Source organism: Thermosipho melanesiensis BI429 (assembly GCF_000016905.1).
Lineage (GTDB): Bacteria > Thermotogota > Thermotogae > Thermotogales > Fervidobacteriaceae > Thermosipho > Thermosipho melanesiensis.
This window is the reverse complement of the sequence record NC_009616.1, coordinates 889,768-904,425: the sequence shown is the minus strand read 5'-3', so window position 1 is coordinate 904,425 and position 14,658 is coordinate 889,768. Positions and strand designations below refer to the sequence as shown.

The 14,658-nt window shown below is 31.0% G+C and carries 16 protein-coding genes, 1 tRNA gene and 1 riboswitch; of the genes, 7 read left to right on the top strand and 10 right to left on the bottom strand.

What is annotated here, in order from left to right; all coding sequences use genetic code 11:
* Window positions 1-82: 82 nt before the first annotated feature.
* From folP to TMEL_RS04500, 6 genes are all read left to right on the top strand, one after another.
* Entirely contained in the window at window positions 83-883 is an 801-nt protein-coding gene (gene folP, locus TMEL_RS04525; protein ID WP_012057090.1) for a dihydropteroate synthase, read from the top strand.
* On the top strand, window positions 870-1,562 hold the full coding sequence (locus TMEL_RS04520) for a pseudouridine synthase (protein WP_012057089.1): 693 nt from the start codon (window positions 870-872) through the stop codon (window positions 1,560-1,562). The genes folP and TMEL_RS04520 overlap by 14 nt, the downstream gene beginning before the upstream one ends.
* Before the next feature lie 115 nt (window positions 1,563-1,677).
* Window positions 1,678-2,694, top strand: coding sequence for a class II fructose-bisphosphatase (gene glpX, locus TMEL_RS04515; protein ID WP_012057088.1), 1,017 nt, complete (start codon window positions 1,678-1,680; stop codon window positions 2,692-2,694).
* Window positions 2,695-2,977: 283 nt separating this feature from the next.
* Window positions 2,978-3,490 (top strand): hypothetical protein, encoded by a 513-nt coding sequence (locus TMEL_RS09935; RefSeq protein ID WP_012057087.1) that lies wholly within the window; start codon window positions 2,978-2,980, stop codon window positions 3,488-3,490.
* Window positions 3,491-3,529: 39 nt separating this feature from the next.
* Window positions 3,530-4,195, top strand: coding sequence for an AfsR/SARP family transcriptional regulator (locus TMEL_RS04505; protein ID WP_012057086.1), 666 nt, complete (start codon window positions 3,530-3,532; stop codon window positions 4,193-4,195).
* Entirely contained in the window at window positions 4,195-4,485 is a 291-nt protein-coding gene (locus tag TMEL_RS04500; RefSeq protein WP_012057085.1) for a hypothetical protein, read from the top strand. Before TMEL_RS04505 ends, TMEL_RS04500 begins: the two co-directional genes overlap by 1 nt.
* Before the next feature lie 74 nt (window positions 4,486-4,559).
* Here TMEL_RS04500 and TMEL_RS04495 read toward each other — a convergent pair whose 3' ends face one another.
* The 10 genes from TMEL_RS04495 to TMEL_RS04450 form a co-directional block, all read right to left on the bottom strand.
* A complete protein-coding gene (locus TMEL_RS04495) occupies window positions 4,560-6,233 on the bottom strand; it encodes a S8 family peptidase (protein WP_012057084.1) in 1,674 nt (557 codons plus the stop codon).
* 157 nt (window positions 6,234-6,390) lie between these two features.
* A complete protein-coding gene (locus TMEL_RS04490; protein WP_012057083.1) occupies window positions 6,391-6,888 on the bottom strand; it encodes a cob(I)yrinic acid a,c-diamide adenosyltransferase in 498 nt (165 codons plus the stop codon).
* Complete coding sequence (locus TMEL_RS04485) at window positions 6,885-7,856, bottom strand: aminotransferase class I/II-fold pyridoxal phosphate-dependent enzyme (protein ID WP_012057082.1); 972 nt, start codon at window positions 7,854-7,856, stop codon at window positions 6,885-6,887. The genes TMEL_RS04490 and TMEL_RS04485 overlap by 4 nt, the downstream gene beginning before the upstream one ends.
* On the bottom strand, window positions 7,805-8,641 hold the full coding sequence (cbiB, locus tag TMEL_RS04480) for an adenosylcobinamide-phosphate synthase CbiB (RefSeq protein ID WP_012057081.1): 837 nt from the start codon (window positions 8,639-8,641) through the stop codon (window positions 7,805-7,807). The genes TMEL_RS04485 and cbiB overlap by 52 nt, the downstream gene beginning before the upstream one ends.
* On the bottom strand, window positions 8,625-10,013 hold the full coding sequence (locus tag TMEL_RS04475; protein ID WP_231109779.1) for a cobyric acid synthase: 1,389 nt from the start codon (window positions 10,011-10,013) through the stop codon (window positions 8,625-8,627). Before TMEL_RS04475 ends, cbiB begins: the two co-directional genes overlap by 17 nt.
* Before the next feature lie 8 nt (window positions 10,014-10,021).
* Window positions 10,022-10,720, bottom strand: a complete 699-nt coding sequence (locus TMEL_RS04470) for an adenosylcobinamide-GDP ribazoletransferase (RefSeq protein WP_012057079.1) — start codon at window positions 10,718-10,720, stop codon at window positions 10,022-10,024.
* A complete protein-coding gene (cbiR, locus tag TMEL_RS04465) occupies window positions 10,710-11,327 on the bottom strand; it encodes a cobamide remodeling phosphodiesterase CbiR (protein WP_012057078.1) in 618 nt (205 codons plus the stop codon). Before cbiR ends, TMEL_RS04470 begins: the two co-directional genes overlap by 11 nt.
* Window positions 11,324-11,821: a bifunctional adenosylcobinamide kinase/adenosylcobinamide-phosphate guanylyltransferase gene (locus TMEL_RS04460; RefSeq protein WP_012057077.1), complete on the bottom strand. Its 498-nt coding sequence runs from the start codon at window positions 11,819-11,821 to the stop codon at window positions 11,324-11,326. Before TMEL_RS04460 ends, cbiR begins: the two co-directional genes overlap by 4 nt.
* Window positions 11,793-12,752: a nicotinate-nucleotide--dimethylbenzimidazole phosphoribosyltransferase gene (gene cobT / locus TMEL_RS04455; RefSeq protein ID WP_012057076.1), complete on the bottom strand. Its 960-nt coding sequence runs from the start codon at window positions 12,750-12,752 to the stop codon at window positions 11,793-11,795. Before cobT ends, TMEL_RS04460 begins: the two co-directional genes overlap by 29 nt.
* 51 nt (window positions 12,753-12,803) lie before the next feature.
* Window positions 12,804-12,972, bottom strand: a riboswitch (cobalamin riboswitch).
* Between the two features lie 32 nt (window positions 12,973-13,004).
* Window positions 13,005-13,081: transfer RNA gene (locus tag TMEL_RS04450), tRNA-Pro, on the bottom strand.
* A gap of 69 nt (window positions 13,082-13,150) precedes the next feature.
* On the opposite strand from TMEL_RS04450, the gene TMEL_RS04445 reads away from it, so the two are divergent.
* Window positions 13,151-14,626: a GGDEF domain-containing protein gene (locus TMEL_RS04445; protein ID WP_012057075.1), complete on the top strand. Its 1,476-nt coding sequence runs from the start codon at window positions 13,151-13,153 to the stop codon at window positions 14,624-14,626.
* Window positions 14,627-14,658 lie beyond the last annotated feature (32 nt).

Here is a 14,658-nt window from a genome sequence, read left to right as displayed (position 1 = left end):
TCCTTAGCTAATTATATCATAACTAATTATTTATTCTTTGAAAAATATGAGGTAAAATTAAAATATGAAGAGGAGGGATAATATGAATTTTAACAAAACAATGATCATGGGAATAGTTAATGTAACACCAGATTCTTTCTATCCAAAAAGTAGAATCGACAAAGAAAAACTTCTTGAGACTGTAAATCACATGATTAAAAATGGTGCAGATATAATCGATGTTGGCGGAGAAAGCACCCGACCTGGTGCTAGTGAAGTCTCTTTAGAAGAAGAACTTAACAGAGTAGTTCCAGCCATTGAATTAATAAAGAAAAACTTCGATGTTATTGTTTCCATAGATACTTACAAATCAAAAGTTGCAGAAGAAAGTATAAAAGTTGGTGCTGATATAGTAAATGATATAAGCGCTTTGCGATTTGATGATAATATGGTAAATGTTGTAAAACAATACAACCGTCCAGTTATATTAATGCATATGAAAGGTACTCCAAAAAACATGCAAAATAATCCTTATTACAAAGATACAATCGGTGAAATAATAGAATTTTTGAAAGAAAGAATAAATTTTGCAAAAAGTTATGGAATAGAGGATATAATAATAGATCCTGGAATTGGTTTTGGAAAAAGACTTATAGATAATCTGCTAATACTAAAACATTTAGATGAGTTTAAAAAACTTGGATACCCTATACTTATCGGTGCAAGCAGAAAATCAATGATAGGAATGATTTTAGATCTTCCCGTAGAAGAGAGACTTGAAGGAACACTTGCAATTACCGCGTATTGTGCTTTAAAAGGCGTTAAAATAATAAGGGTTCATGATGTAAAAGAAAACTATAGAGTAATAAAAGTAATTGAGGCGATTAAAAATGCGACTAGATAAATTCCTATCAAATGCAAAGGTGGGTTCTAGAAAAGAAGTTAAAAGGCTTATAAAGTTTGGGATTGTAAAGATCAATGGAGAAATAATAACAAATGTGGATTTTAAAGTAAAAGAAAATGATATTGTAACAGTAAATAACACACCCATTACCCCCTATCATAACGTTTATATAATTTTTAACAAACCTACAGGATATACTTCTAGTAAATCTGAATTTGAAAGAAATATATTTGAATTTATTGACCATCCTTACGTCGAAAATCTCCATATTGCAGGAAGACTAGATAAAGATGTGGAGGGGTTGTTATTAATTACAAACGATGGAATATTTACACATAAAATAACCTCCCCAAAAAGCAAAATAGAAAAAGAATACATAGTAAAAGTTGACAAAGAAATATCAGATGAAATGATACAAAAAGCAAAAGATGGTATAGTTTTAAAAAATGGAACACGCTTTAAACCTGCTATAATAAAGAGATTAAAAGACAACTTTATCTCCATAACAATTACGGAAGGAAAATATCATGAGATAAAATTAATAGTTAAATTCCTTGGCCTTTCCTACAAAAAAATCGAAAGAATACGCATAGGTAAATTAAAACTCGAAGATTTCAATTTAAAGAGAGGTGAATGGTCGGAAATTGATTATAAAACAGCCTTAAAAGCCCTTGAATAGCTTTTATTAAAAAAAATATAAAAAAAACAAAATTAACCACAAGTATACAATATTTTACTTAAGTGTTACATAGTGATATAATTATTTTGTTAATAATAAAAGTGGGGGTGTGATAATGCCAGGGCTTTCAAAGGAAATAACACTTGAACTTGTTAGAGTTACAGAAGCTGCTGCACTAATGTCAAGTAGGTACCTAGGTAGAGGAAACAAAGAAATGGTAGACAAAATGGCTAGTGATGCAATGAGAGGTATGCTGGATTACATAGACATGCAAGGTGTTGTAGTAATAGGCGAAGGCGAAAAAGACAAAGCTCCAATGCTCTACATAGGAGAACAGGTAGGTAATTGGGAAGAAAATACCCCAGAACTTGATATAGCAGTAGATCCTGTAGATGGAACTAGACTAGTAGCATATGGTCTTCCAAATGCAATAAGTGTTATGGCAGCTACAGACAGAGGGGCAATTGAATATCTTCCAACTTTTTATTCCTACAAACTTGCGGTTGGTCCAGAACTCGCTGGAAAATTAGATATAAACGCATCAATTCGAGAAAATCTTAGAGTTGCTGCTGCAATATTGAACATTGATATCTCAGAACTTACAGTTGTTATTCTAAATAGAGATAGACACAGAGAAATAATCGAAGAAGTAAGAAAAGTTGGAGCTAGAATTAAACTAATAAGTGATGGGGATATTGCTGCTGCCATTGCAACTGCTCTCCCTGAAAGTTATGTAGATATTTATATTGGAATAGGTGGATCCCCTGAAGCTATACTCGCTGCAGCAGCTTTAAAATCTTTAGGTGGAGAAATCCAGATAAAGCTCTGGCCAATTGATGAAAAGGAAAAAAATGAACTCACCGAAAAAGGTTATGATATAGATAAAGTATATAAAACCGATGATTTAATAAAAAGTGATAATGTCATATTTGCCGCTACAGGTGTTACTGATGGCGATCTTTTAAGAGGAGTCAAATATTCCAAAAATATTGCAATCACGGAATCAATAGTAATGAGATCTAAAACCAAAACACTAAGAAAAATAATATCACACCACAACCTTAAATACAAAACTATTCCATTAAAAAGTGAAGGAGAAGTAAGGTTTATAAACGGAAAAAAAACAAAATGATTTTTTTATTTAAAAACAGCAACGGCTTCGGCGCAATATCGAAGCCGTTTTTATTTTTCACAAGTATTTTTAGTTTTATTGATCATCAAAAAATTAAAAAACAAAAGAACGTTTTCCACATTTATTTATATTTTACCCTGTTAAACTTCTATGTTGGTTTAATCATTTCGTGAAATATTAGTTTACATATCTTTATCAATGTGTTTACCAAACTCAAAAAAACAAAAATTAAAAAAATGTTAAAATTTTCTCTAGTAAAAATTGAAAACTGCGGGGGATAGTAATGATAAAATTATTCGGCGATATAAATATTCCTGCTAAAAGTTATTTAACAAAAAATGAGATTATTTTATTCTCTTATCTTTTATCTAAAAAAACAAAAACATATTTTTCAGAAATAGAAAGTTTATTTTTGGATATAAAGGAAGTAGATCAAAAGTATGTTAGAAGGATTGTACAAAATATTAACAAAAAACTAGGAAACATCGGTTACATTTATATTGAAAGAAAAACTATAAAAACTGAAATAAATTGCGATGTGGATATATGGAAATTTGAAGAACTGTTAAAGAATAAATCAGATATTTCTGAAATTCTTGGAATATACACAGGACCATTCTTTCCTTCGATAAATTGTATATGGGCAAACAAAATGAGAATGTATTATCAGAAAATTATCAAAAAAATTGTTGAAAACTATCTGAAAAAAGAACATATAGATATTGAAACTTTGTACAAAATATTAAGGGTTTTTCCAGAACTATCTACATCTGAACTTTTGGAGGAACCAATATGATATATGTAAAGACCTTTGGCAATTTAGAAATCTTTTTCAATGAAAAAAAAAATTGATATAAAACCAACAAAGTATCTAAAAATTTTTCTCTATATAATATTAAGTAACAAAGAAGCTATTTCAAAAGAAGAAATATATAAAGTATTTTGGGGGGAAAATGCACGAAAAAACCTAAATGTACAAATATATTCTTTAAAAAAAAGTCTCCCTTTAGGTGATGTTTTACAAAATCACAGAGATTTTATAACTATAAATAAAAATGCTATAAAATCGGATTATTATGAATTTTTTAAATACATAGGAAAAAATCCAAAAAAAATTGAAAAAATTTACAGAGGAGAACTTCTGGAAAATTTTTCAGATAAATGGATTATAGAAAAAAGAAACTTGTGTCAAAAACTATTTAAGTTACAAATTGAAAAATTCAAGAATTTATTTAACAAGATTTCATTCCTCATTGAACAAATTTCAAAAATGAGAAGTAAACCTTATATAATACTTTTTACTCCAAACATCAAAAAAACATCTCTAAGAAAAGGCGACATGGTACTAAATTTACACAAAGGACATCTATTAATTATAGAAAACAATAATAACAACCCAGAATACGTAATAAAAGGTTTTACAAAACGAGTGAATCTTAAAAACTTCAAAATCTTAAATGAATACGAAGCATTAAAACTCATTAAAAAGGAGGAAGCATAATGAAAAAATTTTTTATACTTTTTGTTTTAGCAGTTTCCATTTCAATTTTCTCATTAAACATCTATCCAAATCTCATTTATAAAATAGATGTTGATAAATTTAATTCCACATACTATTTTTTCGTAAAAAATGACTTAAAAACAGATGCAAAAATTACCATACAAAAAATTGATTTTCTAACTGATGGAAGAAAGTATGAATTTAACACCCCAGATTACAAATATAGCATAAAAAAGCATGTAGAGGTTGATTCTTATGAATTTATTCTAAAACCAAATGAAGAAATTTGATAAATTACAAATCAAAAATAAATCAAAAAAGTCCCTCATCTAATTAGATGAGGGACTTTTGATAGAAAATATTATTATTGCTCAATTGACATTTGTAAATTCACTCTATAGGAATTGTTTGAGCTAAATCTATAAACATACTTGTAACCAAAATAATCTCCAGTATCTATTGTTCCATTGTTATTGTAATCTCTCCAAGCACATACATAATTGTAATATCCTGGCTGTACAGAACTTAATGTATATGACCCATTTGAAACGCTTCCCATTTCACTTACTACATAATATCTTCCTGTCCAATAATCGTACCTTAAAACAAATATTTGAGTATTCACCTCTGGTTGTGGTTCCGGATTTGGATCACTTCCTCCTCCCCTGTAATTCAATGCAGCATATGCATCAATAAGACCTGCTCCATAATAATCGTCTTCACCAGCTGGTCCTAAGTCTTTTGCCGTGTTTTTCAATGCTGCTCTAATTTCCTCTGGTGTTGTTTTTCCTGATGCATATAATAAAGCTGCAACACCAGCAACATGTGGTGCAGCCATAGAGGTGCCTTGTAAGAACATGTAAGTATCTCCGTTATTTGGTGTCCATGCAGTACTTAAAACACCGTCAGCATAACCATCGCCATTTTGATCTACGCTTGTATCTCCACCAGGTGCCGCAACATCAACCTCTGGTCCATAATTTGAATATGGTGCTCTTTGAAGATCGTATCTTACTGAAGCTACAGCAATAGTTTCTGGATATTTTGCGGGATATGAAACTGGTCCATTTTCATTTCCAGCAGCACAAACTATGGTAACACCCTTGTTGTAAGCATATTGTATGGCTTCTCTTAATATTTGTGAATCGCCACCTCCACCTAGACTCATGTTAATAATTTTTGCCCCATGATCTGCCGCATATCTAACGCCTTGTGCAACTGCATCTAATGTTCCTGAGCCATCTGCTCCAAGTACTCTTATAGGCATTATTTTTATCCCATAACCACCCCAATTGACACCTGCAACACCTTTTCCATTGTTGCTTAAAGCTGCTATTGTACCAGTTACATGTGTACCATGACTTACATCTTGGGCAGGATCAGTTGGATCTGTATCATTATCTACAAAATCATATCCTTGCACAAATATTCCTTGTAAATCTGGATGTGTAAAGCTAACTCCTGTATCCACTACCGCGACAACAACATTAGCACTTTTTATAATATCCCAAGCTTTTGGAAGATTAATGGCTTCATAATGCCATTGATACTCGTAATAAGTATCATTTGGAACTGCATATGCTCTATAAATATAATTTGGTTCCACATACTTTACACCGGAAATTTTCTTTAACATTTGTACCTGCTCTTCACTTGCCTTTATTACCATTATCTTATCCTCTTTACCATCTTCTTCAACGTTATAAGTTCTTTTCACCGTAATACCCATTTTCGATAAAATATTTCCATCTTCTGTATAAACCACATACTCACCTTCTACAAATTCTGCCCCTTCACTTTTCAAAAGACTATTACTAGCTAATAAATTTGGAGCATATGTACCATCAGGAAGCTTAACAGTACCGTATACAGTTGCATAACCCGTTGCTTTTGCACTTAACAAACTTAAATCCTCAATCTTTTTCCCCTGTAAATAACTAAATGGATCCGGTGTTTCAGTAGTCTTCACACTAGAATCCATACACCCAAAAAATAAAAATACAGACACCACAACCAAAACCCACAAAACTTTTTTCATACTTTACCCCCTTTTAAAATGATAATGATACGGGGTATATGATATCAAAAAAATAACTAAAAATAAAATCGAAAAATTTTTCAAACAAAGCCTTTTCTACACATAAAAATTATATAAAAATTAAGATTTTTTGGAAATGTTTCCAATAAAAAATAAATCAAAATTCTATTCCTTTTCTTGCTTTGACTCCTTTTTTGTAGTAGTGCTTAACTTCTTTCATTTCTGTAACAAGATCTGCTATATCTACAAATTCTTGTGGAGCATATCTACCAGTTAATATTACTTCCTTACTTTTATCTAATTTATTCAAAAAGTTTAATATTTCTTCAACAGAAAGCAGTCTATAATAAACAGCTACATTTACTTCATCTAAAATAATTACATCATAGTTGTTAGCTATTTCATAAAGTCTTTTTAATCCATTTTTTGCTGCATCTATATCTTCTTTAGTTGGATTGTTAAATATGAAACAATTTCTTCCAAATTGCTCAACCTTTATGTTTGGAATATATTCTGGAACTTTTAATTCACTATATTCCATTCCCTTTACAAATTGCCCTATAAATACCTTTTTACCAGCACACGCTGCTCTAAGTGCAAGCCCAAAAGCCGCTGTAGTTTTTCCCTTTCCATTCCCTGTGTAAACATGTATCATAATCTCCCCTCCTTTAAAGTTTTTAATAGCGCAATATTACTCTTTTCATCTTTTAATCCCACACGAATTAAATCTAATCCAAAGTTTCTAGCATCTCTTACAAAAATTTCTCTCGAAATACAAAAATCTAAAAACTCATCTATATTTCCCACATCCAAAAGAAAATAATTTGTCTGTGATTCAACGTACATATAATCCTTAAAAAAGTGTTTCTGAATCCTTATATAATCCAAAGTTTTACATCGAAAAGATTCGAAATCTTCTATGTTTTCTAATAACCTTTTTAAAAATACATATCCCAATCCCCCTACCCCCCACTCCATTCTATATTGCCTAAAAACTTCTTCATAGTTTTTTGATTTTACATATCCCACTCTAATCCCAGGTACACCGAAAAATTTTGTAAATGTTCTAACCTTTATGATATTCTCATAATCTATTTCTTCGTAATCTTCAACAAAGTCTATAAAAGCCTCATCAGATATAAAAATTACATCCTCGTAAAATCTAACCAACTCACTAAAATTCAAAAAAATACCTGTAGGATTGTTGGGATTTCCCAAAAAAACAACTACCTTTTTTGATTTCTTTCTCGCATTTTTTATGCTTTTTTCCAAAACATTTAAATCTAATTTTTTATTAACAAAATACCAAGGGGTATCAATAATTTTTGCCGAAAACTTTGCCACTTTAAAGTAATCAGAATAATTTGGCCGAGGAATAATAACGTAAGAATCATTTAAAATATGGTATCCAATTATATGAAAAGCTTCTGTTGCTCCAGCTACTATAACACCACCAAAATACTTATAGAATTCTTTCTCTAACCATTGTATATACGTATATCTGTAAATTTCATCCAATGATAATTTATCTAACCAATTTACTTTCAAAGGATTTACAGAAATTGAAAAATCTAAAAAATCCTTTCTTTCAATACCACCATGACCATTAATATAACTATCCATAAAAAAACCACCTTTTTGTATAATCTTAACCCTCTATCTATATCTCCAAGTTCAACACCTTTACCTTCTAATTTGTAAACACCTATCTTTTCAAACCCCAACCCTAAAACACCAGCAAATGCCGCCATTGGATACATTGAATTTATCTTTAATTTCCTATATCTTTTTAGATATTCTATAGCTCTAAAGTTGAATAAGATAATAAGAAATGCGGTAAGTCTTGCAGGAATAAAATTTAAAAAATCATCAAATCTTGCAGGAAATTTTCCAAACCACTCATATCTTTCTGTCCTATAACCGAATAATGCATCGTATGTATTTACAACCCTATACAATAACGCACCATATATTCCAAAAATCAAATAATAAAACAGTGGAGCAACTATACTATCAGATATATTCTCGGAAAGACTTTCTAAAGCAGCAGAATAAAGATGATTTTTGTCAAGAAAACTAACATCTCTACTAACTATAAAGGAAACATTTCTTCGTAGGATTTTTAAATTATTTGTTTTGCATCTTTTTACATGTACATACAACGCTCTTATTGAAAACGTTGATGAAAGAAAATAAAGTTCAAAAAAGTAATTTACTTTCACTAACATTTTGCACAGAAAAAGCCAAAAAGAAATCTCTAAAAGTAGTGATAACATTCCAAAGAAAAATCGAAATCCTTTTATCTTCTCAAATCGTTTTCCAATAACCCCCATATAGACCACGGGATGTATAAAATTTGGAAATTCTCCGAAAAATAAATCAATTAAAATACTAAAACCCAATAACATTTTCTATCTCTCCAATATCAATTTGGCTTATAATATAATCACTTACTTTGTCTATTTCATCCTCTAGTAAAATAGGTTTTATCTCTTTCTGCTTATACCCTCTTTCTTTTCTTAAAAAATTCAAAAAGTTTTCCAAAAATTGCTCGTTTGAAAACAGATTATGTAGATAACTACCAAAAACTCTTCCCTTAATTGCTCCATCTTTTATCTTTCTTTTGTTGTAATAAATCCTTGAAAAAGGCATTTCATATGAAATTGTTCTTCCATGGTGTATTTCAAACCCCTTTACTTTTGTACCAAAAACATTTTCTATTCCATAAACATTTCTTAATACCTTAGATTTTGAAAATTCCGTTTTTGCATTTAAAAATCCTAGACCTTCGTATCTTTTTCCATTTTCAACCAATACTCTACCCAAAATTTGATATCCTCCACATATTCCTAACAAAAATGCACCTTTTGAAAATGCACGGATAATTTTTTCCTTTCTTTTCTTTACCCATTCAAGATCAAAAAGCGTAGATTTTGTTCCAGGAATTATTATTAAATCAACATCTTCCCTTATATCCTCAACAAACTTTGCATTTGTATTTAAAAACAAAGACTCAAACTCAAAAGCGTTTGAAATATGAGGAAGTTTTAAAATATCTACCTTAAGCTCCCCTATACCTTCTTTCTCAAATAAAATATCCTCTTCAGGTAAATTATGTTTAAAATATTCTACTGTCCCAAAATATTTTATGCCAAATCTTTTTCCAAATTCTATTGGAAAATCACCGAGAAGATTTTTATCACCTTTGAATTTATTAAAAATAAAGCCTTTAACAAGCTTTTTTTCATCATCATTAAACAAAACCATAGAACCTGCAATTTGTGCAAACGCTCCACCCATTTCTATATTAGAGACTAAAATTACTGGGGCATTTACGGCTTTTGCTATTGCCATATTTGAAATATCTTTTATATTTATTTCTGCGGCGCTCCCAGAACCCTCTATTATTACAAGTTCATGTTTGCTCATAAGCTTTGAAAGGGACGATAATGCTTGATTAAACAACCATTTTTTATCAGAATACATATACTTCTTATTACCTACAGCTCGAACGGGGTTCCCGTTCACAATTAATTGTGAACCAAGCACATCCGGTTTTAAAAGAATAGGATTCATCAACACACTTGGTTCTTTTTCACAAGCAATTGCCTGCACATATTGTGCAACTGCCATTTCTCCGCCTTCTTTACTTACAACGCTATTCAAAGATATATTTTGTGCTTTGAATGGAACTACATCTACACCTTTTTTTGTAAAATATCTACATAATGCCATAGAGATAATTGATTTTCCTACATTTGAAGCTGTTCCTTGTATCATTAATACCACTATACCACTCCCAATACAACCAAAAGTAGACCATTAGTCATCAAACAAGCTCCACCTAAAACATCACCAGTTACCCCACCTATTTTGCTATTTGACACAATTGACATAAGATAAGAAAATACTACAGTCACTACATACGAAATGAAAAAGTATTTCATTGAAAATAAGAGAGGTAATAAAAAGAAGGAGGAAAATAAAAGATTCTTCTTTTGAAATGGAAAAAACAACGCTCCAAGACCTGTTTTTTTTGCTGGTTTTGAGAAAAACATTAATAAATTCATTGAATATCTTCCAAAAACAGAAGAATAAATAAACGTTATCGGAGGTATTTCTAAATACAAAGTCCAAAATACAACTACATACAAAGTGCCAAAAAATACCGCAAAAGGTCCTACATCACCTTTTGACATTATTTCTAATCTTTTTTCCTTACTCGATTGATTTAAAAAACCATCCAGTGTATCCAAAAAACCATCAAAATGAAATAAATCAAAAAAATAATACCCCAAAATCAAAAACAAAATCTTCAACAAAAAATTTTCAAAACTGCCTCCAAAGAAAAATAAAATTCCAGGAATATATCCAACCAAAGGAAAATATATTGGTAATCTTTTCACCCTAACCTCAAAAGCCTTCACTTTAATGTTAATAGGTATTCGAGAAATAAACCCAAGAGAAAGCAAAAAATCATAAATCAAAATAATCCCTCCACAGTTTTAAAGAATGTAAAAAATCCTCCAAGTCAAACACCTCAAAACAAATATATTCCAAATCCTTCGAGTATTTCATCATTCTCTTTATAACTCCCAATGTATTTTTATCCAATCTTTTATGGTCAATTCCATCTACAACTCCCATCACGTGATACTCTTTTGCATTCCTCAAAAAATCATTAGTAACATTCATTCCCAAAAGGTGATGTCCTATATCAAAAACCGTCTTTTTATGAATTAATATGTCTTCCTTTAAATTCTCAATTAATATTTTTTCTGATTTATCCATAAAGACATCTATACCATCTATTGGATGTAAAATATAGTTTGAAATATTTAGATTACTACATTCAAAAAATTCAAAAGCACTTTCAACATTAAAAACACAATCCGTTGGTAAATGAACATTGTATTCCAATCCATATTTTTTTGATAGTTCCAATAATCCTTTCTCTTCATATTTTAGAATCCTTTCTGTTTCCCTATCCCAAGTAAATACCAAAAGTTCCACAAAATCAACCTTGTCAGCAACAATTTCTACATTTTCCAAATATGTACCTGGAATTAACCAAGATGTTGAACCTAACTTCATTTTATCCCCACCTCTATCCCAGAAACCATTAAATAAACCTTATCAGCAATTTTTGCTATTTCCCTGTTCAATAATCCCAATTTCTCCACATATCTTCTCGTTTCTATATTTTCCGAAATTACCCCCCAGCCTACTTCATTACTTACAAGTACTAGTGTATAGTTAACTTTCTTTAAACTTTCAATCAAACTATTTAAATAAAAATCTATGTCTTTTTTATAATAAAAAAGATTTCCCAAATACGTTGTAAGACAATCAAAGATTGCAAAATCATATTTTCCATTTAAGTTTTCAATAATTTCATGGACTTCTATAGGTTCTTCAAACGTATCAAAACCTTCCCTTTCCTTTTTGTGAACTTCTATCCTTTTTCTCATTTCCTCATCAAACGGTACACCTGTTGCAATAAATGCTTTTCTTTTATATCCTTCTGAAAGCTTCAATGCAAATGAACTCTTTCCGGATTTAACGCCACCCGTAATTAATACAATCATACTTATCCCCCCAAAATCTATACAATTTAACAGCCGCTTCTATAATTGAAATCGCTAAAACCGCACCAGTACCTTCTCCAAGTCTCATATCAAGATCTAATATCGGTCTTACCCCTAAACTATCCATTATCACCTTATGTCCTTTTACCTTTGATTTGTGTCCAAATAACGCATATTCCTTTACTTTTTCATCCATCTTGTATGCTAGTAAAAATCCCGCTGTCGTTGGAAATCCATCTATTACCACCGGAACCCTCTTTTCCGCTGCCTGTAATATAAATCCTGCCATCTCACCTATACAGTAACTTCCCACCTTTGCCAGTACATCTAGCGCATCATTTTTATCCGGTTTGTTTATCTCTATTGCCCTTTCTACCGCTTTTTTCTTATTTTTTAACCTTTCATTATCTATGGGAGTTCCTATATCCAGAATGTCATCTATGTTATATCCAAATGCAGCTGCCATTGCCGTTGCCGTTGTTGTGTTACCTATTCTCATATCCCCTATGGCGAGTAAATCAGCGCCACTTTCAATGGCATCATTTGCAATTTGTCTTCCGTAGTTAATAGAAAGGAGTGCCTCATCTTTGGTCATGGCAGGACCTTTGGAAAAATTTTTTGTACCGTACCCCATTTTCTTTTTAATGAGGAAGGAATGGTCTTCAAAATCGTAATCTACACCTGCATCTACTACAAAAAACTTTACTCCAATATGCCTTGCAAACACATTAATACCTGCTCCACCATTAAAATAGTTTTTCACCATTTGATACGTAACCTCTTTTGGGTAAGCAGAAACATTTTCTTCTACAACTCCATGGTCTCCTGCAAAGACATACACTCTTTTGTCTTTAAAAAGTTTGGGGATTTTTCTTCTTTGAATCTTGGAAATTTTCAAAGCCAAATCATATAGAATTCCAAATTCAATCATATTACCCCCCAATATAAACAAAAACTTTTCCCGAATTGCCCTAGCAATCGGGAAATAACCTTACTATAGGCAGGTCTCCCGGCTCCCGGATCAACCTACTCTCCACGCCTTCCCAGGAAAAATTCCCAGTGACATTTTGTGGATTTCGTCCCCGGTTACGGTTGCTGGGCAGCCCCGGATTTTCACCGGAGTTCCCTTAACCTATAGTAACAATTTATATTTATTAAAAAAGGCCGGTTTTTACCGGCCGCTTGGTCGGGGTGACTGGACTTGAACCAGCGACCTCTTGCGCCCCATGCAAGCGCGCTAGCCAACTGCGCTACACCCCGCTATTTATTATTATATTACATCACTTAAAATGTGTCAATTTATGTTAAAATATCGTTGGAGGGATTTAAATGCTTAAATTTTACCTAAAATACTTTTTAATAGCTCTTTTAATCTTTTTTGGTATTTTAACCTTGTTTTATATATTACATCCTAAAGGACTAGTTATTGAAAACGTCGGAAAAAAGCTACCATATATAACCCGACTTTCTTCTCCACAAACCGCCTCTTTTACAATAAATATTTCCAAAAACTTTGATTATCTATACCTTCACTACATAGAAACAGCTTCTTTTTCAATAAAAGCTAACGAAACAATTATTTATAAATATGGTTTAAAAAACTCTGGACATACGTGGTTTCCCCCGTTCTTAATACCTTTACCAAAAAACACCAATACCTTAACTATTGAGCTTTTTGGAATGTATTCAATGGGTTTAGGAAAAATTTACTTTGTAAAAGAAAATGAAGTATGGAAATACTCCATTTTAAAATTTTTAACGGATAATTTTGTAAACATTTCCATTGGTCTCATCTTAACTTTAGGCTTTCTTCTATATTTACTCTCCAGAAATACAGACATAGAAAAGCAGAAAGCTTATCTGTTTTTTTCATATTCAAGTTTTCTTGCAACCGTTTGGCTTTTTGATGTGTTAAGTTTGGAGTATCTATATTATCCAATAAGAGGGGCTTTGGTTGCGAGTGCATATTTTTCTTTTTACTTTTTACTCATTGGTATAGATTTATATAACTTTTCTGAACTTAAAAAAAGCACAAAAATACTATCGTTTTTCAATATAGCTGTTGGCATACTCTTACTGCTTACATTTTCACCACATTTGTTAAAACTATTTTCAACCTTAGTCTCCCCATTATTAATTGTAAACGCTATATTTGTACTATACAAAATAATAAAATCATATATTCCACAAAACATCGTATTTGCTACTTTTTTTGCAATAACAATAATCTTTGATGGTTTCGTGCTGATGTTTAACCTTCCATTACGTTTTCTTTCTCCATACGGAATAATCGCAATATTCATGAGTTTTTCATCTAGTATAATAATGGAATATAAAGAGAAAGTCCACGAATTAAACATAACTTATGCAAGAAGTTTAATTGATCCCCTAACAGGTGCATATAACAGAGGAATTCTAAGGAATTTATCACCTAACGAGAATGATATTTTAATCTTTATAGATATTAACAAATTCAAATATATAAACGATACATATGGACATGAAAAAGGAGATGAACTATTAAAAAAATTATCTAGCATCGTTAAATCTACATTAAACTCTTCAAATCTTTTTATACGAATGGGAGGAGATGAATTTTTAATCATCCTTAAAAACTCCACAAAAAAGGAAGCCGAACAAACTATACAAAAAATACACGAAGAATTTAAAAATTCCTTCGAGTTTAAACCAACTTTTTCTTGGGGAATTTCGACTGTAAAAAGCTCTATAGAAAATTCTATAAGAATAGCTGACAATTTAATGTACAAAATGAAAGGAAAAAATAAAAAATCACATATGATATAATACTATTACGGTAAAAAAAGAAAAGGAGGTTT